Here is an 18,143-nt window from a genome sequence, read left to right as displayed (position 1 = left end):
TCAATCCCTCAATGATGCCTGGAATCGCTCTTTTAATGCCTCTACACATTTGGCGACGGTAGCGGCAATCTCCTCTTCTTCGAGTGTACGGCTGGTATCCTGAAGGATAAGGCTAATAGCGAGGCTCTTGAAACCTTCTGCTACGCCCTTGCCGCGGTACACGTCAAATAAGTTTACGCCAACTACCTGATTTACGCCAACTTTCTTACATTCGGCCAAAATATCTGCTGCGGGCACATTTTCCGCGACCACAACCGCGATATCACGGCGGTTTGCCGGGAAGCGGGAGACGTCCTGAGCCTGAGGAATAACGCGGTCAGCCACCGGGTTCCATTCCAGCTCAAACACGATGGTACGGCCGTTCAGGTCCAGCTTGCGCTCCAGCTCAGGGTGAACAACCCCAATAAAACCAACGCGTTTGCCGTCTAAATAGATAGCTGCGCTCTGGCCCGGATGCAGTGCCGGGATGGCTTCTGCGCGGAATTCAATTTCAGATAATTTACCGGTCAGATCCAGAATTGCTTCCAGATCGCCCTTCATATCGTAGAAATCAACCGTGCCTTTTGCCAGGTCCCAGTGCTCTTCATAGCGGTTGCCGCTGATGGCGCCAGCCAGCATGAGATCCTGACGGATGCCTAAATTTGCCTGATTATCCGGTACAAAGCGCAAACCGCTTTCGAAAATTCGCACGCGGTTTTGCTGACGATTCTGGTTATAAACGACAGTGCCCAGCAGGCCCGTCCACAGAGACAGACGCATCGCGGACATTTCGCTGGAGATTGGGCTTGGCAGGATCAGCGCCTCCTGGCCCGGGTGGATCAGCTGCTGCAGCTTTGGATCCACAAAGCTGTAGGTGATCACTTCCTGGTAGCCTTTGTCATTCAGCATGGTTTTCACACGCTTCAGGGACAGGTCGACTTCACGGTGGGTGCCCATCACCAGACCTGCCTGGACAGGCTCATCAGGGATGTTGTTATAGCCGTAAACGCGGGCCACTTCTTCCACCAGATCTTCTTCAATTTCCATGTCGAAACGCCATGATGGCGCAACGGCTTTCCACTCGTCCTGGCCTTCGGTCACTTCGCAACCCAGACGCGTCAGGATATCGGTCACCTGCGCATCGGCAACGTGGTGACCAATCAGGCGATCCAGCTTACTGCGGCGCAGGGTAATGGTGGCACGCTTCGGCAGGGTCGCTTCGTGGGTGACGTCGATAACCGGGCCCGCTTCACCGCCGCAGATATCGATCAGCAGGCGAGTCGCACGTTCCATCGCTTTATACTGCAGCGCCGGGTCAACGCCACGCTCGTAGCGGTGAGAGGCATCGGTATGCAGGCCGTGACGGCGTGCGCGACCGGTGATAGAGAGCGGGCTGAAGAACGCGCACTCCAGCAGGACGTTTTGCGTCTCGTCGTTCACGCCTGAATGCTCGCCCCCGAAGATACCGCCCATTGCCAGCGCTTTGCTGTGGTCAGCAATCACCAGGGTGTCGGCGTTCAGTTTCGCTTCGCTGCCGTCCAGCAGAACCAGGGTTTCACCCTCTTTCGCCATGCGCACAACGATGCCGCCGTCGATACGATCTTTATCGAACGCGTGCATTGGCTGGCCCAGCTCCAGCAGAACGTAGTTAGTCACGTCAACCACAGCGTCGATAGAGCGGATACCGCAGCGGCGCAGCTTCTCTTTCATCCACAGCGGGGTTGGCGCTTTTACGTTAATGCCTTTCACCACGCGACCGAGGTAGCGCGGGCAGGCATCCGCAGCGTCAACCTGAATAGGCAGCACGTCACTGATGGTCGCTTCAACCGGCGCAACGTCCGGCGCATTCAGTTCGGTCTGGTTCAGCACGGCAACATCGCGCGCCACGCCGATGATCCCTAAGCAGTCGGCACGGTTTGGCGTGACGCTGATTTCGATGGTGTTGTCATCAAGCTTCAGGTACTCACGGATATCGGTGCCAATTGGCGCATCCAGCGGCAGTTCAATGATGCCGTTGTGGTCGTCGGAAATACCCAGCTCGGAGAAGGAACACAGCATGCCTTCAGACGGCTCGCCGCGCAGCTTAGCCGCTTTAATTTTGAAATCGCCCGGCAGTACCGCACCGACGGTCGCCACGGCCACCTTCAGGCCCTGACGGCAGTTTGGCGCACCGCAGACGATATCCAGCAGACGGTCACCGCCCACGTTCACTTTTGTTACGCGCAGTTTGTCAGCGTTAGGGTGCTGACCGCACTCTACCACTTCGCCGACGACCACGCCGTTGAAGGCACCGGAAACCGGCTCAACGCCGTCCACTTCCAGACCCGCCATGGTGATCTGGTTAGAAAGCGCGTCGCTGTCCAGCGTGGTGTTCACCCACTCGCGTAACCACAGTTCACTGAATTTCATTGTTCTGTCCTGCCCTTATTTAAACTGTTTGAGGAAACGCAGATCGTTTTCGAAGAATGCACGTAAGTCGGTCACGCCGTAACGCAGCATAGTCAGACGCTCCATGCCCATGCCGAAGGCAAAGCCGGAGTAAACTTCCGGATCGATACCCACGTTGCGCAGCACGTTTGGATGCACCATGCCGCAGCCCAGCACTTCCAGCCATTTGCCGTTTTTACCCATCACGTCAACTTCTGCAGACGGTTCGGTGAACGGGAAGTAGGAAGGACGGAAACGAACCTGCAGATCTTCCTCAAAGAAGTTGTTCAGGAAATCGTGCAGCGTGCCCTTCAGGTTGGTAAAGCTGATGTTTTTATCAACGATCAGACCTTCCATCTGGTGGAACATTGGGGTGTGGGTCTGATCGTAGTCGTTACGATAGACGCGGCCCGGCGCGATAATGCGAATTGGCGGCTCCTGATCCTTCATGGTACGGATCTGAACGCCGGAGGTCTGGGTACGCAGCAGACGCGTAGCGTCGAACCAGAAAGTGTCGTGGTCAGCGCGTGCCGGATGATGGCCAGGAATGTTCAGGGCGTCGAAGTTATGGTAATCATCTTCGATTTCCGGGCCAGTCGCCACGGTAAAGCCGAGCTCACCGAAGAAACTTTCAATGCGATCGATGGTGCGGGTAACCGGGTGCAGTCCGCCGTTTTCGATGCGGCGACCCGGCAGAGAAATGTCGATCGTCTCCGCGGCCAGACGCGCATTCAGCACCGCGCTTTCCAGCTCGGCTTTGCGCGCGTTCAGCGCCTGCTGTACCTGCTCTTTGGCTTCGTTAATCACCGCACCCGCTGCCGGGCGTTCTTCTGGCGGCAGCTCACGCAGGGTTGTCATTTGAAGGGTCAGGTGCCCTTTCTTCCCAAGATATTCGACGCGGACATTGTCTAACGCGGCAACATCTGAGGCCTGATTAATGGCGGCTGTTGCACTGGCAACCAGCTCTGCGAGATGTGACATGATTTTCCTCATTATGTCGGTGCAGACACCGATTTGGTGGAGTTATTCTCTCAAATTCAGGCACAAAAAAAGCCTCCATCGGGAGGCTTATCTGGCGCTGTTTTTCGTTTCATCTTTCACGCGCTAGCCTCCTGAAATCAGGTGCTAAAGTAAAAGAAGAAGCGGAAAATAGCAGCATTCATGCTTGCGTTACCTTGTTGGGTAAAAACCGTTAAGACCTTATTGAAAAGCCTGGACGGATAAATGTCAATCTTCTGATGGTGTTAAATGAAAAGAGGGAGCAAAGCCCCCTCTTTCAACTGGCTTATGCCAGTGCTGCTTTCGCTTTTTCGACCAGAGCGGTGAACGCTACTTTGTCGAATACTGCGATGTCAGCCAGGATCTTACGGTCGATTTCAACAGAGGCTTTTTTCAGGCCGTTGATGAATTTGCTGTAAGAAATACCGTTCTGACGTGCTGCTGCGTTGATACGCGCAATCCACAGTTGACGGAACTGACGCTTACGCTGACGACGGTCACGGTAAGCGTACTGACCTGCTTTGATAACAGCCTGGAAGGCAACGCGGTATACGCGTGAACGCGCACCGTAGTAGCCTTTAGCTTGTTTCAAAATTTTCTTGTGACGTGCACGTGCAATTACACCACGTTTTACGCGAGCCATATGTGCTCTCCTGTATCTATATTCTTAGTAAAAAATTAAACGTTAACGGCTTATGCGTACGGCAGGCACGCGATAACCAGACCCAGATCGCCTTTAGAAACGAGGCCTTTTGGACGCAGGTGACGTTTACGCTTAGTAGATTTTTTGGTCAGAATATGACGCAGGTTTGCGTGCTTACGCTTAAATCCACCACCACCGGTTTTTTTGAAGCGCTTAGCAGCACCGCGTACGGTCTTAATTTTTGGCATCTTAATAACTTCCACTTCGCATTGTTAAATAAACGAAACATAGGCGAACAAAACCTATGAAACCCGAAGGCTCCACAGATTTTGCTGCTTGAAGGCCTTACTGTTTCTTCTTAGGAGCGAGCACCATGATCATCTGGCGGCCTTCGATCTTCGTAGGGAAGGATTCGACTACTGCCAGTTCACTCAGATCGTCACGGACGCGGTTAAGCACTTCCATACCAATCTGTTGGTGGGCCATCTCACGACCGCGGAAACGCAGTGTGATCTTGGCCTTATCGCCATCTTCCAGAAAGCGAATCAGGCTGCGGAGTTTTACCTGATAATCGCCATCGTCGGTACCAGGACGGAATTTGATTTCCTTAACCTGGATAACTTTTTGCTTCTTCTTCTGTTCCTTAGAAGACTTACTCTTTTCATAAAGGAACTTGCCGTAGTCCATGATACGACAAACTGGCGGTTCGGCGTTAGGGCTGATTTCAACTAAATCTACTCCAGCTTCTTCAGCCTTTTCGATTGCTTCTCTCAGACTCACAATCCCCAGCTGCTCGCCTTCCAGACCTGTTAAGCGAACTTCCTGGGCGCGAATCTCGCCATTGATACGATTCGGACGTGCCGTTTGAACTCGTTTTCCGCCTTTAATACCTTATTCCTCCAGTTGTTGAAGACTGCGGCTGCGAATCTCTTGTTGCAGCTTCTCAATCACTTCACTTACGTCCAGGCTGCCCAGGTCTTTACCACGGCGGGTGCGAACGGCAACTTTGCCTGCTTCCACCTCTTTATCACCACAGACCAACATATACGGGACACGACGTAAAGTGTGCTCGCGGATTTTAAAGCCAATCTTCTCATTTCTCAAGTCTGCTTTTACGCGAATGCCCGCATTTTGTAGTTTCTGCGTCAATTCTTTAACGTAATCCGCCTGAGAATCGGTAATGTTCATCACCACGACCTGCACTGGCGCAAGCCAGGTTGGGAAGAAGCCAGCGAACTCTTCGGTCAGGATGCCGATGAAGCGCTCCAGAGAACCGAGAATTGCGCGGTGAATCATTACCGGCACCTGACGCTCGTTGTCTTCGCCAACATAAGAGGCGCTTAAACGCTGCGGCAGGGAGAAGTCCAGCTGTACAGTACCGCACTGCCATGCGCGATCGAGGCAGTCATACAGGGTAAATTCAATTTTCGGGCCGTAGAATGCGCCCTCGCCCAGCTGGTATTCGAACGGAATGCCGTTCTCTTCCAGCGCCACGGCGAGATCCGCTTCTGCGCGATCCCAGGTCTCATCGCTACCGATACGTTTTTCCGGACGCGTTGAGAGTTTGACCACGATCTTCTCGAAGCCAAAGGTGCTGTACATATCGTAGACCATACGAATACAGGCGTTAACTTCGTCACGGACCTGATCTTCAGTACAGAAGATATGCGCATCATCCTGCGTAAAGCCACGAACACGCATCAGACCGTGCAGCGCACCTGATGGCTCGTTACGGTGACAGCTACCGAACTCCGCCATACGCAGCGGCAGGTCGCGGTAGGATTTCAGACCCTGGTTGAAGATCTGAACGTGGCCCGGGCAGTTCATTGGCTTGATGCAGTATTCACGGTTCTCAGACGAGGTGGTGAACATTGCATCTTTGTAGTTGTCCCAGTGGCCGGTTTTTTCCCACAGCACACGGTCCATCATGAACGGGCCTTTCACTTCCTGATACTGGTACTCTTTCAGCTTGGAGCGTACAAAAGTTTCCAGTTCACGGAAGATAGTCCACCCGTCGTTATGCCAGAACACCATACCCGGCGCTTCTTCCTGCATGTGGTACAGGTCAAGCTGCTTGCCGATTTTACGGTGGTCACGCTTCGCCGCCTCTTCCAGACGAAGCAGGTAAGCGTTCAGGGCTTTTTTATCGGCCCACGCGGTACCATAAATACGCTGCAACATCTTGTTGTTGCTGTCGCCACGCCAGTAGGCGCCTGCGATCTTCATCAGCTTAAAGTGATGACAGAAGCGCATGTTCGGCACGTGCGGTCCACGGCACATGTCGACGTATTCTTCGTGATGGTACAAGCCAGGCTTGTCATCATGCGAAATGTTTTCGTCAAGAATAGAGACCTTGTAGCTCTCGCCGCGCTTCACGAAGGTTTCACGCGCTTCGTGCCAGCTGACTTTCTTCTTGATGACGTCATAGTTGGTTTCGGCGAGCTCGTGCATGCGTTTTTCGAGCGCGTCGATATCTTCCTGAGTCAGGGTGTGGTCGAGGTCAACGTCGTAGTAGAAACCGTTGTCGATAACCGGACCGATCGCCATTTTGGTGTTTGGCCACAGCTGTTTGATGGCATGGCCTAACAGGTGCGCGCAGGAGTGACGAATGATCTCCAGACCTTCTTCGTCTTTCGCGGTGATGATGGCAAGCGTCGCATCGTTTTCGATCAGGTCGGAGGCATCCACCAGCTCACCGTTCACACGGCCAGCGATAGTCGCTTTCGCGAGACCAGGACCAATGTCCAGGGCAACATCCATTGGGCTAACAGCACGGTCGAAATGGCGTTGACTGCCATCAGGAAGAGTAATTACAGGCATTTTATATCCTTATTTGCAGTGATGCCCCACACATAAGAGCATATACAAAGAAAATAATCGTGATTTGACAATAGATTACGACACCATCTGACCAACAATCGTCAAATTGGTTCGTCATCATTCACCTGCCGAATTCAGATTAATGTGGATTTACGGCAAGCGACGTAATGTTAACACTAACGCAAAGGAGATTGCACCCTCTGCGGCCAGATTGATGGGCTGGCACTTTCGTACGAATTTGCGGGTTGCTTCTCCCCTGCGCTCGCATTTCGAAGATGCTGAGCTACTCTTGAACAGGTCCTTAAACCCAAAGGTGCATACCATGAACGTATCCAGCAGAACGGTTGTGATATTGAATGTCCTTTCCGCCACAGGTTTATTGTTGATTCTCGCCGAACGATTCCACTGGTTCTGAGCCGAACCCTATGCTGGCATAACCCAATCGATCCCGAGAAGGGGCATATTTCGGCCCTGTTTGGTAGACTGTGGGTATCAACGAACAAGGATTAGGTTATGCCAACAAAACGATTTGCCGTAAAACACTGGAAAATGGTGCTGGTGCTGATTGCCATCTGCGGCGCAATGCTGCTACTCCGTTGGGCGGCAATGATTTGGGGCTAGGTGCGAAGACAGGTCATCAGAAGGGACGTCAAATAGCCACTGACAATAAACGGGCCGACAGCAACATCGGCCCGCTTTTATTACATTCTGTAACCCAGTGAAACCGTGGTTCTGCGGTCGGTATGATCCGGCGCAGTTTCTGGTGGTGAAGAGTTCCAGGTCACGTTGTAGGCCACTTTCAGACCAAAGTGTTCGTTGATAGCCACGTTCAGCGCCGTCTCAGAGTTCAGCGTCGTATCGTCGGCACCAAATACGGAAACACCCTGGGTAAATTTGGTGTTGTCAGTCATCTGCCAGGCATAGGTACCGGAAGCGTAACCGAGCGGTTGGGTTTTGGTATCGCCATTGGTGTACTCGTCATAACGCACACCCGGACCGAATTCAAAACGGAGGCTGTGTACCGGACCGTTCAGGAACTGGCGACCATAACCGGCGGTGAACACATCACGCTGGCGATAACCGTTGTAACGGTCGGTTAACCAGCTTGCCTGTCCAAACAGGTAGTCATAGTCGGTCATGTTGTAACGGCTACGTCCGCCTACCGCATATTTCTCGGAAGAACGTTCGTCATTAGCGGAAGTGTTGCTGGCATTACCCCACAGAGACCAGGCGGTGGTGTTGCCGTACCAGGTGAGCGTACTGTCCGCCGTCAGAGAAGAGCTTTTCGTGTTACCGGATTGTGCCAGGTACCCGGCGTTGAGGTTACCTTCAAACGGTTTTTTCGCGGTGGAAGGATCGTCCATGACAGTAAAAACGGTATCATCAGCGGTCGCGTTCATAGCCGCAAACACGCCACCCGCCAGCATCAGTGCAGCGGGCACTGTCTTTAAAAGCTTCATTTTATTAAGGAGTCCGTACAACAAAAAAAGAGACCACACGGTCCCGGAATCTTTCTTGAGGATCAATGACAAGGCGTCCAGAGAAAGGTAACAAATTATAAAAAGCCGCAAATAACATAGCAATGTTTTCTTATTTCATTTTTTGAATAAGAACGATCTCAAAAAGCGTTTTATTTTATATATCCCCCGCCTCACTTTTTGTCAGTATTCATATTTAAAATCATACTGTTATTTACATTGCCTTCCTGTCAAATGGTGCCAGGCTAATAAGAACCCATACTAAAAGGAGGTAATGATGGTTTCTATCTATACCCTGACGCTCTCCCCTTCCCTGGATTCCGCCACCCTGACGCCGCAGATTTACCCGGAAGGTAAATTGCGCTGTAGCGCCCCGGTCTTTGAGCCCGGCGGCGGCGGGATCAACGTGGCGCGCGCTATTACCCACCTCGGCGGCAAAGCTACGGCAATTTTCCCCGCAGGCGGTGCCACCGGTGAACATCTGGTCTCTCTGCTGGCAGATGAACAGGTGGCCGTAGAGACCGTCGAGGCCAAAGACTGGACGCGGCAAAACCTGCATGTCCACGTGGAGTCCAGCGGCGAGCAGTACCGTTTTGTCATGCCGGGTGCGAAACTTAGCGATGACGAGTTTCGTCAGCTTGAAGAGAAAGTGCTGACGATAGAGAGCGGCGCGCTGCTGGTGGTAAGCGGCAGCCTGCCGCCCGGCGTCAGCACGGAAAAATTAACGGCGCTGATTCAGGCGGTACAGAAACGCGGCATCCGCTGCATTGTCGACAGCAGCGGCGAGGCCCTGCAGGCGGCCCTGGTGCCGGGCAATCTTGAGCTGGTCAAACCCAACCAGAAAGAGTTAAGCGCGCTGGTCAACCGCGAACTGACGCAGCCTGATGATGTTCGCACCGCCGCGCAGGAGCTGGTACGCAGCGGCAAAGCGCGACGCGTAGTCGTTTCCCTTGGTCCTCAGGGGGCGCTGGCCGTCGATGAAACGTCGTCCGTTCAGGTTGTCCCACCGCCGATGAAGAGCCAGAGCACGGTTGGCGCGGGCGATAGCATGGTGGGCGCGATGACGCTTAAACTGGCGCAAGGTGCATCACTGCTTGAGATGACACGCTACGGCGTGGCGGCGGGTAGCGCCGCAACTATCAACCAGGGCACGCGTCTCTGCTCACTTGCCGATACGCAAAAAATCGTCGATTACCTGTCCCGAAATTAACGCCTTTCCCCTTCGTCTTTACGGAGGGGAATGTCCGCGCTGAGTCGCCAAACGCAAACTATCGACTATGCTAAGAAATCTTCCATGATAACAATGAGGTGAATTATGAGCAGTGGTGATATCACACGTTACGTCGTGACCATCAGCCTTCATGAAGCATCGCTGACCGAGCTGAATGAGCTCAACAATGCTTTCACCCGGGCTAATTTTCTCCTCACGCTCACGGATGACGAGGGCAATATTCATGATTTAGGCACCCTGGCATTTGGTCTCATCGGCGCCCTGAGCCAGGAAGAGGTTCATGCGCTGGCCGCCAGTCTGGTAGAGAGCGTGACCGACAAGCCTGCCGAAATTAACGTGGATACCTGGGAAAGCTGGCGAAAAAAAGAACAATAAGTGCGCTGCATGAATTTAAACCGCTCAGGTGTGCGTTAGTTCGTATTTTTTTACCGCAATTATGCGCTAACTTTATGATCTGGCAGACAACATGGGAGAGACAACATGTGGCAGGCTATCAGTCATCTTTTACGTGAGCAGCTGGGTGAAGGTGAAATTGAACTGCGTAACGAACTGCCAGGCGGTGAGATCCACGCCGCGTGGCATTTACGCTACGCAGGACGCGATCTTTTCGTTAAGTGCGATGAGCGAGAACTGCTTCCGATCTTTACCGCCGAAGCCGACCAGCTGGAGTTGCTGTCGCGCAGTAAAACGGTGACGGTCCCGCAGGTGCTGGCCGTCGGTAGCGACCGCGATTACAGTTTTCTGGTCATGGAATATCTCCCCGCCCGACCGCTGGATGCCCATAATGCGTTTATCCTCGGCCAACAGCTAGCGCGCCTGCATCAATGGAGCGACCAGCCGCAGTTTGGTCTCGATTTTGACAACGATCTCTCTACCACGCCACAGCCCAACGCCTGGCAGCGTCGCTGGTCGACATTTTTTGCCGAGCAGCGCATTGGCTGGCAGCTTGAGCTGGCCGCCGAGAAAGGGCTGGAATTTGGCAATATTGATGCCATCGTCGAGCACGTTCAACAGCGTCTGGCCTCCCACCAACCCCAGGCGTCTCTGCTTCACGGCGATTTGTGGTCCGATAACTGCGCGCTGGGTCCCAACGGCCCCTACATCTTCGACCCGGCCTGCTACTGGGGTGACAGAGAGTGCGATCTTGCCATGCTGCCGCTTCATCCGGAGCAGCCGCCGCAAATATACGACGGATACCAGTCTGTTTCTCCCCTGCCGCCCGGCTTCCTCGACCGCCAGCCGGTGTATCAGCTTTATACGCTGATGAACCGCGCCATTCTTTTTGGCGGAGAACACCTGGTTAACGCCCAGCGGGCGCTTGAGCGCATGCTTGCCGCCTGAGACGCGAACGGGTGGCCTTGCCGCCACCCTTATCGCTTACAGAAAACCGAGCAGTGAGAAGAAGAAGTATCCCGCCACAATGATGATTACGGGAAGGATATAGAGCGGGAAAATTTGCAGGAAAATGGTGTGACGCGGCACAACAATACGGGATTCGATCTGCTCCCGACTCATGCCTTCCGGGCCTTTGGCCTGCTCCAGAATCAACTGATCCTCAACGCCTTCGCGTAAAAAGCGCGTCTGGCGGCTCATTCTCGCGCCAGAGGCCTGCAGTGCCAGCGCAACAAAGATCAGGGCGTATATCACCCAGAAGCCGATATTCAGCTGTTGATGAAAATCCGGGGTGGGTGAGTTAAACCAGAAGACATTCAAAAATGGCGTATTAAAACGCATCATCTCAATCATGACATGAGCGAAATCAAGCATTACCGCATTGATACCCGGCTGTTTTTCGCTGTGATCGTACATAAATTTGAGTACAGAAATCAGCGTAGAAATGACGGCAGGAATAAAAATCACCCAGCCAGCAATACGTTTTAAGACCGCAATGCGTCCAGCTTGTTGATACGTCATCAGTTCCTCTTCATAAAGACGCGTTATTTGTGCCTAAGTCTACCTGCTGGCCATCAATTTCGCCCGCTCTTTAAAAGCAATATGCTAAATTGCAGATTGTGCTTAGCACGTATCGTCTGTCGAACACCCTGGATAAGGAGACGTTGTGATGTCGACACCGCGCCAAATTCTTGCCGCAATTTTTGACATGGATGGATTACTGATCGATTCCGAACCGCTGTGGGATCGCGCCGAACTGGATGTGATGGCCAGTCTGGGCGTCGATATCAGCCGCCGTAATGAACTACCCGATACGCTGGGCCTGCGCATCGATATGGTGGTTGACCTGTGGTTTGCCCAACAGCCGTGGGTGGGTCCCGATCGCAATGAGGTGACCGCACGCATTATCAGCCGCGCCATTTCTCTGGTGGAAGAGAGCCGGCCGCTGCTGCCCGGCGTACGTGAGGCTGTCGCGCTGTGTAAAGCCCAGGGGCTGAAGGTTGGCCTGGCTTCCGCTTCACCGCTGCATATGCTGGAAAAAGTGCTCACGATGTTTGAACTGCGCGACAGTTTTGACGCGCTGGCGTCCGCTGAGAAATTGCCTTACAGCAAGCCGCACCCGCAGGTCTATCTGGACTGTGCCGCTAAGCTCGGCCTGGATCCCCTCAGCTGCGTTGCGCTGGAAGATTCCGTTAACGGCATGGTGGCCTCTAAAGCCGCGCGGATGCGCTCCATTGTGGTGCCTGCGGAAGAAGGCCGCCACGATCCCCGGTTTGCGCTTGCCGACGTGAAGCTACATTCACTGGCAGAACTGACGGCGCGCCACCTGCAGGGCGGTTAACGCCCTACTTCGGTTTGTGACAAACAGTTACACCGTCACCTCTTCCGCCTACTGTATAAAAACCCTATACTGTATGAATTGACAGTTTCGTGGGTTTTATCATGACGGCGGAAGGCCACCTGCTTTTTTCTATTGCGTGCGCAGTATTTGCCAAAAACGCTGAACTTACCCCCGTGCTGGCACAGGGGGACTGGTGGCATATTGTCCCTTCCGCCGTATTGACCTGTCTGCTGCCCGACATCGACCACCCTAAATCCTTCCTCGGACAGCGTCTGAAATGGGTGTCGAAACCCATCGCCCGCGCGTTCGGCCATCGGGGGTTTACGCACAGCCTGCTGGCCGTGTTTGGCCTGCTGACGCTGTTCTATTTAAAAGTGCCTGAAAGCTGGATAGTCCCCGCCGATGCCATCCAGGGGATGGTGCTGGGCTATTTAAGCCATATTCTGGCCGATATGCTGACGCCTGCGGGCGTGCCGCTGCTATGGCCCTGCCGCTGGCGTTTCCGTTTTCCCATCCTCGCACCGCAGAAAGGTAACCAGCTTGAGCGGGTATTGTGCATGGCGCTGTTTGCTTACGCCGTCTGGATGCCGCAAACCTTGCCCGAAAACAGTGCAGTTCGCTGGTCATCCCAGATGATTAATTCGCTGCAATTTCAGTTTAATCGCTTTATTCATCACCAGATTGAACAGTAAACCGACAAAATTATCCCATTTGTCATAACCCATTCCATTTGGATATAAGCGCTACATCACACTTCTGCTAACCTTCCGCCAACAGGATCGGTAAAAACCGACCCAATAATAAATCAGGAGAACGGGGATGAATTTTCCACTCATCGCGAACGTCGTTGTGTTCGTTATATTGCTATTGCTTCTCGCGCAGGCGCGCCACAAACAGTGGAGCCTGGCGAAAAAGGTGCTGGTTGGTCTGGCCATGGGTGTCGTATTTGGTCTGGCATTACAGGCAATTTATGGCTCCGATAATCCAGTTCTGAAAGATTCCATTCAGTGGTTCAATATTGTCGGTAACGGCTATGTCCAACTGCTGCAGATGATCGTTATGCCGCTGGTGTTCGCCTCTATTCTGAGCGCCGTGGCCCGCCTGCATAACGCCACTCAGCTAGGAAAAATCAGTTTCCTGACCATTGGTACGCTGCTGTTCACCACGCTGATTGCCGCGCTGGTGGGTGTGCTGGTCACCAACCTGTTTGGCCTGACCGCAGAAGGTCTGGTTCAGGGTACCGCTGAAACAGCACGTCTTACCGCGATTCAGACCAACTATGTGGGTAAAGTGGCTGACCTGACCGTGCCGCAGATGGTGCTCTCCTTCATTCCGAAGAACCCGTTTGCTGACCTGACCGGTGCGAGCCCAACCTCGATCATCAGCGTGGTTATTTTCGCCGCGTTCCTGGGCGTCGCGGCGCTGAAGCTGCTGAAAGACGACGCGCCAAAAGGCGAACGTGTGCTGATCGCGATTGACACCCTGCAAAGCTGGGTGATGAAGCTGGTTCGTCTGGTTATGCAGCTCACCCCTTACGGTGTGCTGGCGCTGATGACCAAAGTGGTTGCCGGCTCTAACCTGCAGGACATCATTAAGCTGGGCAGCTTCGTTGTCGCCTCTTATCTGGGCCTGGGCATTATGTTCGTGGTGCACGGCATCCTGCTGGGCGTGAACGGCGTCAGCCCGCTGAAATACTTCCGTAAAGTCTGGCCGGTACTGACCTTTGCCTTCACCAGCCGTTCCAGCGCCGCGTCTATTCCGCTGAACGTTGAAGCGCAAACCCGTCGTCTTGGCGTGCCTGAATCCATCGCCAGCTTCTCTGCCTCCTTTGGTGCCACCATTGGTCAGAACGGCTGTGCGGGTCTGTACCCGGCGATGCTGGCCGTGATGGTCGCGCCGACGGTGGGTATCAACCCGCTGGATCCGGTATGGATCGCCACGCTGGTCGGGATTGTTACCGTGAGCTCCGCAGGCGTTGCGGGTGTTGGCGGTGGCGCAACCTTCGCCGCGCTGATTGTGCTGCCTGCGCTGGGTCTGCCCGTAACGCTGGTCGCCCTGCTGATCTCCGTTGAGCCGCTGATCGACATGGGTCGTACCGCGCTGAACGTGAGCGGCTCCATGACCGCCGGTACGCTGACCAGCCAGTGGCTGAAGCAGACCGACAAAGCGATTCTGGAAAGTGAAGACGACGCCGAGCTGGCGCACCGTTAATCACGGTAGAAATAAAAAAACCGCCATCAGGCGGTTTTTTTATGGCTGTTATTCTTCAACCTCTTCATCCTGGCGGATCTGCATCGCCCACCGCTGTGCGGACTCCGGCACCGTAAACGTGGGGGAGCGACGGAAATGTTCGCCGATCAGCACAAAGGCCACGTATTTCCCCCGCAGCAGCCAGACATCACGAAAGCCCTCCACTTTCAGGGCATGGTCAGGCGGCGCGGGCTCAACGCGGGGCACATAGCTAATAACCTGGCGGTTTTGTTGACGAAGAGGTTTCATAAGCGACGGATTCACTAAAGCAAAATTCTTGAAGCAGGAAAATTCTATGATAGCCGATCCTGCTGCCTTCCGTCGCGCTCCGAGTGGGTGAGATGGCTCCTTTCGCTAATCACGGCATGTGAAAACTCTTAGTTCGCGAACCATGTCGCGACATTGTTCTATCCTTAATAGGGTTTTTAGCAATGGATAAAGGAGAAGCGTGCAATGTCGAACAAAGATAAAACACATCAATCACCGATTCATGGCACTGAAGAATCTCAACCGGGTATGGACTCTCTCGCCCCTGCAGACGGCTCTCACCGCCCCTCCCCTGGCCCCTCAGCACCGGGCGAACAGCCTACCGCACCGGGAAGCATGAAATCGCCGGACACGGGAAACGAGAAGCTGAAATCTCTTGAGCCACACCGTAAAGGCGGCGAGGGTTTTGCGCTCACCACCAATCAGGGCGTGCGTATTGCTGACGATCAGAACTCCCTTCGCGCAGGCGTGCGCGGCCCAACCCTGCTGGAAGACTTTATCCTGCGGGAAAAAATCACCCATTTTGACCACGAGCGGATACCAGAACGCATCGTCCACGCGCGCGGTTCCGCTGCGCACGGCTACTTTCAGCCCTACAAGAGCCTGAAAGCGATCACCAAAGCGGATTTCCTCTCCGACCCGGATAAAATTACCCCGGTGTTTGTGCGTTTCTCCACCGTGCAGGGCGGCGCGGGGTCGGCAGATACCGTCCGGGATATCCGCGGCTTTGCCACCAAGTTTTATACCGAAGAGGGTATTTTCGATCTGGTGGGCAACAACACCCCGGTGTTTTTCATTCAGGACGCGCATAAATTTCCTGACTTTGTCCATGCGGTAAAACCGGAGCCCCACTGGGCCATACCGCAGGGACAAAGTGCGCACGACACCTTCTGGGACTATGTCTCCCTGCAGCCTGAAACCTTACACAACGTGATGTGGGCGATGTCAGACCGCGGCATTCCGCGCAGCTATCGCACCATGGAGGGGTTTGGCATCCACACCTTCCGTCTGATCAACGCCGAGGGTAAGGCCACGTTTGTCCGCTTCCACTGGAAGCCTGTCGCGGGTAAAGCCTCGCTGGTATGGGACGAGGCGCAAAAGCTGACGGGACGCGATCCGGACTTCCATCGCCGCGAGCTGTGGGAATCCATTGAAGCGGGCGACTTCCCGGAATACGAACTGGGCCTGCAACTCATACCGGAAGAGGACGAATTTAAGTTCGATTTCGACCTTCTGGACCCGACGAAGCTGATCCCGGAAGAGCTGGTGCCGGTGCAGCTGGTGGGTAAAATGGTGCTTAACCGTAACCCGGATAACTTCTTTGCCGAAAACGAGCAGGCCGCGTTCCACCCGGGGCATATCGTGCCGGGGCTGGACTTCACCAACGATCCGCTCCTTCAGGGACGTCTGTTCTCCTATACCGATACGCAGATCAGCCGACTCGGCGGGCCGAACTTCCACGAAATTCCGATTAACCGCCCAACCTGCCCGTATCACAATTTCCAGCGCGACGGGATGCACCGTCAGGATATTGATACCAACCCGGCGAACTATGAGCCGAACTCCATTAACGATAACTGGCCGCGTGAAACGCCTCCCGGACCGAAACGCGGTGGATTCGAATCGTATCAGGAGCGTATCGATGGCAATAAAATTCGCGAGCGTAGCCCCTCGTTCGGTGAGTATTACGCCCACCCTCGCCTGTTCTGGAACAGCCAGACGCCGATTGAGCAACAGCACATCATCGGCGGCTTCAGCTTTGAGCTGAGTAAAGTGGTGCGCACCTACATTCGCGAGCGAGTGGTCGATCAGCTGGCGCATATTGATATTCAGCTTGCCCAGAGCGTCGCGGATAACCTGGGCATTACACTGACCGACGAGCAGCGCAACCTTGCTCCGCCGAAAGAGGTTAACGGCGTGAAGAAAGATCCGTCGTTGAGCCTGTATGCCGTGCCGGGCGGCTCGATTAAAGGCCGCGTGGTCGCCATCCTGCTGAACGACAAAACCCGCGCCAGCGACGTGCTGGGGATTATGCAGGCGCTGAAGACTCAGGGCGTGCATGCCAAACTGCTCTATTCCCGCATGGGTGAAGTGACGGCTGACGATGGCTCAGTGCTGCCGGTGGCCGCAACCTTTGCCGGGGCGCCATCGCTGACCGTCGATGCGGTGATCGTGCCCTGCGGGGATATTGCCAGCCTGCTGACCAACGGTGACGCCGTGTATTATCTGCTGGAAGCCTATAAGCACCTGAAACCGATCGCGCTGTCCGGCGACGCGCGACAGTTCAAAGCGCAGCTGAAGGTGGCCGATCAGGGTGAGGACGGGATTGTCGAGGGAGATAACGTTGACGATGCGTTTATGACGAAGCTGTTTGATTTGCTCGCCGCACACCGCGTCTGGTCGCGCAGCAGCAAGATTGATCAGATCCCGGCGTAAAAAATACCCTCACCCCGGCCCTCTCCCTGAAAGGGAGAGGGAGAAATGCAGACCTGTGCTGGCATTACAGACCGCACCGCACAGTCCCCTCGCCCCTTTGGGGAGAGGGTTAGGGTGAGGGGGAATTTCTCAAAGATCCCCAAACGTCCCCAACCGATACCCGCGCTCGGCAATCGCATACTTCAGCGACGCCGACGTCAGCACGTCCAGCTCCGCCAGGCGCGGCCAGCAGTAGGCGCTTTTCCGCACGGTGTTATCGACAAAAGCCGGATGCGCCATCACTTCTACCGACTTTTCCCCCCGCGCGGCGGAATCGTCCAGCACCTTCAGGAACAGCGCTTCGTCGATCTCGTCGCCGTAAAATGCGCTGCTGAACCCCTCAGTGGTTGTCACGTCGCAGTCGGGCACGCCGCGCGCCTCCCTATCCACGCGCATCGCCACGCCTTTGCGCTGGGCAAACCCGGCGACAATCGGGAAAATCGCCGGGATCATATGCACGTGGTGATGGCTGTCGATATGCGTCGGCGCCTGACCAAACACATCAACGAAGCGGTTGAACTGACAGTCCAGCTCGCGGGCAATCTCTTCGAGCGGCAGAGCATCCTGCTCCGCCAGTTCCCAAATCCACTTTCCAAGCTGGCCGTCGCGCGTCAGGCCCGGCATTGGCGAAAGCGGCATCCCGAGCGTCAGCACAAAATGCATGCCGACGCCCAGCGCCGGCACCTCGCGTCTCAGCTGCGCCGCGTGTTCAACCGCCTCACCATTCACCAGTGCCGTGGTAGAGGTCACAATCCCCCGGCGACAGGCTTCAATAATGCCGTAGTTCTGGCCTTTCGAGAGACCAAAGTCATCAGCATTAACGATCAGCAGGTTTTCCAT

The 18,143-nt window shown here is 54.6% G+C and carries 20 protein-coding genes and 1 other annotated feature; of the genes, 9 read left to right on the top strand and 11 right to left on the bottom strand.

The annotated features are described in order from the left end of the window. From pheT to thrS, 7 genes are all read right to left on the bottom strand, one after another. On the bottom strand, window positions 1-2,388 hold the full coding sequence (gene pheT / locus ACMGG5_RS15545; protein WP_420278133.1) for a phenylalanine--tRNA ligase subunit beta: 2,388 nt from the start codon (window positions 2,386-2,388) through the stop codon (window positions 1-3). Between the two features lie 15 nt (window positions 2,389-2,403). Beyond that, entirely contained in the window at window positions 2,404-3,387 is a 984-nt protein-coding gene (gene pheS / locus ACMGG5_RS15540) for a phenylalanine--tRNA ligase subunit alpha (RefSeq protein ID WP_087450085.1), read from the bottom strand. Window positions 3,388-3,449: 62 nt separating this feature from the next. Further along, window positions 3,450-3,574, bottom strand: a sequence feature (Phe leader region). Next, window positions 3,525-3,569 carry a pheST operon leader peptide PheM gene (gene pheM / locus ACMGG5_RS15535; protein WP_001386830.1) on the bottom strand — a complete coding sequence of 15 codons (45 nt, stop codon included), beginning with the start codon at window positions 3,567-3,569 and terminating at the stop codon, window positions 3,525-3,527. (Overlaps the previous feature by 45 nt.) Before the next feature lie 117 nt (window positions 3,575-3,691). Beyond that, window positions 3,692-4,048, bottom strand: a complete 357-nt coding sequence (rplT, locus tag ACMGG5_RS15530; RefSeq protein WP_000124850.1) for a 50S ribosomal protein L20 — start codon at window positions 4,046-4,048, stop codon at window positions 3,692-3,694. A 50-nt stretch (window positions 4,049-4,098) separates the two neighbouring features. After that, the gene (gene rpmI, locus ACMGG5_RS15525) at window positions 4,099-4,296 is read right to left on the bottom strand and encodes a 50S ribosomal protein L35 (RefSeq protein WP_003030583.1); all 198 of its coding nucleotides are present in this window, start codon (window positions 4,294-4,296) and stop codon (window positions 4,099-4,101) included. A 97-nt stretch (window positions 4,297-4,393) separates the two neighbouring features. Continuing rightward, window positions 4,394-4,936, bottom strand: a complete 543-nt coding sequence (gene infC, locus ACMGG5_RS15520; protein WP_023616141.1) for a translation initiation factor IF-3 — start codon at window positions 4,934-4,936, stop codon at window positions 4,394-4,396. Window positions 4,937-4,939: 3 nt separating this feature from the next. After that, the gene (thrS, locus tag ACMGG5_RS15515; protein WP_008500657.1) at window positions 4,940-6,868 is read right to left on the bottom strand and encodes a threonine--tRNA ligase; all 1,929 of its coding nucleotides are present in this window, start codon (window positions 6,866-6,868) and stop codon (window positions 4,940-4,942) included. 142 nt (window positions 6,869-7,010) lie between these two features. Between thrS and yncL the strand changes: the two genes are divergently transcribed. Further along, entirely contained in the window at window positions 7,011-7,283 is a 273-nt protein-coding gene (gene yncL / locus ACMGG5_RS15510; protein ID WP_080350507.1) for a stress response membrane protein YncL, read from the top strand. A 98-nt stretch (window positions 7,284-7,381) separates the two neighbouring features. Beyond that, entirely contained in the window at window positions 7,382-7,489 is a 108-nt protein-coding gene (gene yniD / locus ACMGG5_RS15505) for a small membrane protein YniD (RefSeq protein WP_008500658.1), read from the top strand. Window positions 7,490-7,569: 80 nt separating this feature from the next. Here the strand turns inward: yniD and ACMGG5_RS15500 are convergent, their stop codons facing one another. After that, on the bottom strand, window positions 7,570-8,328 hold the full coding sequence (locus tag ACMGG5_RS15500) for a DUF481 domain-containing protein (protein ID WP_024909432.1): 759 nt from the start codon (window positions 8,326-8,328) through the stop codon (window positions 7,570-7,572). A 295-nt stretch (window positions 8,329-8,623) separates the two neighbouring features. Here ACMGG5_RS15500 and pfkB point away from each other — a divergent pair, with 295 nt between their 5' ends. The 3 genes from pfkB (at window position 8,624) to ACMGG5_RS15485 (ending at window position 10,918) form a co-directional block, all read left to right on the top strand. Next, window positions 8,624-9,556, top strand: coding sequence for a 6-phosphofructokinase II (gene pfkB / locus ACMGG5_RS15495; RefSeq protein WP_024909433.1), 933 nt, complete (start codon window positions 8,624-8,626; stop codon window positions 9,554-9,556). 105 nt (window positions 9,557-9,661) lie between these two features. Then, complete coding sequence (gene ghoS, locus ACMGG5_RS15490) at window positions 9,662-9,952, top strand: type V toxin-antitoxin system endoribonuclease antitoxin GhoS (protein WP_420278132.1); 291 nt, start codon at window positions 9,662-9,664, stop codon at window positions 9,950-9,952. Between the two features lie 105 nt (window positions 9,953-10,057). Beyond that, a complete protein-coding gene (locus tag ACMGG5_RS15485; RefSeq protein ID WP_024909435.1) occupies window positions 10,058-10,918 on the top strand; it encodes a fructosamine kinase family protein in 861 nt (286 codons plus the stop codon). A gap of 36 nt (window positions 10,919-10,954) precedes the next feature. Here ACMGG5_RS15485 and ACMGG5_RS15480 read toward each other — a convergent pair whose 3' ends face one another. Beyond that, window positions 10,955-11,491, bottom strand: a complete 537-nt coding sequence (locus tag ACMGG5_RS15480) for a YniB family protein (protein WP_023311291.1) — start codon at window positions 11,489-11,491, stop codon at window positions 10,955-10,957. 148 nt (window positions 11,492-11,639) lie between these two features. Here ACMGG5_RS15480 and hxpB point away from each other — a divergent pair, with 148 nt between their 5' ends. The 3 genes from hxpB (at window position 11,640) to ACMGG5_RS15465 (ending at window position 14,522) form a co-directional block, all read left to right on the top strand. Then, window positions 11,640-12,311, top strand: a complete 672-nt coding sequence (gene hxpB / locus ACMGG5_RS15475) for a hexitol phosphatase HxpB (RefSeq protein WP_032650939.1) — start codon at window positions 11,640-11,642, stop codon at window positions 12,309-12,311. 101 nt (window positions 12,312-12,412) lie between these two features. Continuing rightward, window positions 12,413-13,003 carry a metal-dependent hydrolase gene (locus tag ACMGG5_RS15470; RefSeq protein ID WP_014883483.1) on the top strand — a complete coding sequence of 197 codons (591 nt, stop codon included), beginning with the start codon at window positions 12,413-12,415 and terminating at the stop codon, window positions 13,001-13,003. 127 nt (window positions 13,004-13,130) lie between these two features. Then, on the top strand, window positions 13,131-14,522 hold the full coding sequence (locus ACMGG5_RS15465) for an L-cystine transporter (RefSeq protein ID WP_248164128.1): 1,392 nt from the start codon (window positions 13,131-13,133) through the stop codon (window positions 14,520-14,522). A 48-nt stretch (window positions 14,523-14,570) separates the two neighbouring features. Here the strand turns inward: ACMGG5_RS15465 and cedA are convergent, their stop codons facing one another. Continuing rightward, a complete protein-coding gene (gene cedA, locus ACMGG5_RS15460; RefSeq protein WP_370884122.1) occupies window positions 14,571-14,858 on the bottom strand; it encodes a cell division activator CedA in 288 nt (95 codons plus the stop codon). A 156-nt stretch (window positions 14,859-15,014) separates the two neighbouring features. Here cedA and katE point away from each other — a divergent pair, with 156 nt between their 5' ends. Continuing rightward, window positions 15,015-17,264 (top strand): catalase HPII, encoded by a 2,250-nt coding sequence (gene katE / locus ACMGG5_RS15455; RefSeq protein WP_090417308.1) that lies wholly within the window; start codon window positions 15,015-15,017, stop codon window positions 17,262-17,264. A 129-nt stretch (window positions 17,265-17,393) separates the two neighbouring features. On the opposite strand, the gene chbG is transcribed toward katE, so the two are convergent. Next, window positions 17,394-18,143: a chitin disaccharide deacetylase gene (gene chbG / locus ACMGG5_RS15450; RefSeq protein ID WP_420278131.1), complete on the bottom strand. Its 750-nt coding sequence runs from the start codon at window positions 18,141-18,143 to the stop codon at window positions 17,394-17,396.

Source organism: Enterobacter sp. BNK-34, assembly GCF_048684445.1.
In the GTDB taxonomy this organism is placed as follows: domain Bacteria; phylum Pseudomonadota; class Gammaproteobacteria; order Enterobacterales; family Enterobacteriaceae; genus Enterobacter; species Enterobacter pseudoroggenkampii.
Note: the sequence above shows the minus strand (reverse complement) of the source record. Positions and strands in the feature narration are given on the sequence as shown.

Coding starts and splice junctions, on each gene's coding strand:
- ACMGG5_RS15500 (WP_024909432.1), bottom strand. CDS start 8,328: ATGAAGCTTTTAAAGACAGTGCCCGCTGCACTGATGCTGGCGGGTGGC.
- ACMGG5_RS15485 (WP_024909435.1), top strand. CDS start 10,058: ATGTGGCAGGCTATCAGTCATCTTTTACGTGAGCAGCTGGGTGAAGGT.
- ACMGG5_RS15465 (WP_248164128.1), top strand. CDS start 13,131: ATGAATTTTCCACTCATCGCGAACGTCGTTGTGTTCGTTATATTGCTA.
- pfkB (WP_024909433.1), top strand. CDS start 8,624: ATGGTTTCTATCTATACCCTGACGCTCTCCCCTTCCCTGGATTCCGCC.
- thrS (WP_008500657.1), bottom strand. CDS start 6,868: ATGCCTGTAATTACTCTTCCTGATGGCAGTCAACGCCATTTCGACCGT.
- ACMGG5_RS15470 (WP_014883483.1), top strand. CDS start 12,413: ATGACGGCGGAAGGCCACCTGCTTTTTTCTATTGCGTGCGCAGTATTT.
- katE (WP_090417308.1), top strand. CDS start 15,015: ATGTCGAACAAAGATAAAACACATCAATCACCGATTCATGGCACTGAA.
- yncL (WP_080350507.1), top strand. CDS start 7,011: ATGTGGATTTACGGCAAGCGACGTAATGTTAACACTAACGCAAAGGAG.
- ACMGG5_RS15480 (WP_023311291.1), bottom strand. CDS start 11,491: ATGACGTATCAACAAGCTGGACGCATTGCGGTCTTAAAACGTATTGCT.
- yniD (WP_008500658.1), top strand. CDS start 7,382: ATGCCAACAAAACGATTTGCCGTAAAACACTGGAAAATGGTGCTGGTG.
- ghoS (WP_420278132.1), top strand. CDS start 9,662: ATGAGCAGTGGTGATATCACACGTTACGTCGTGACCATCAGCCTTCAT.
- rpmI (WP_003030583.1), bottom strand. CDS start 4,296: ATGCCAAAAATTAAGACCGTACGCGGTGCTGCTAAGCGCTTCAAAAAA.
- rplT (WP_000124850.1), bottom strand. CDS start 4,048: ATGGCTCGCGTAAAACGTGGTGTAATTGCACGTGCACGTCACAAGAAA.
- pheT (WP_420278133.1), bottom strand. CDS start 2,388: ATGAAATTCAGTGAACTGTGGTTACGCGAGTGGGTGAACACCACGCTG.
- chbG (WP_420278131.1), bottom strand. CDS start 18,143: ATGGAAAACCTGCTGATCGTTAATGCTGATGACTTTGGTCTCTCGAAA.
- hxpB (WP_032650939.1), top strand. CDS start 11,640: ATGTCGACACCGCGCCAAATTCTTGCCGCAATTTTTGACATGGATGGA.
- pheS (WP_087450085.1), bottom strand. CDS start 3,387: ATGTCACATCTCGCAGAGCTGGTTGCCAGTGCAACAGCCGCCATTAAT.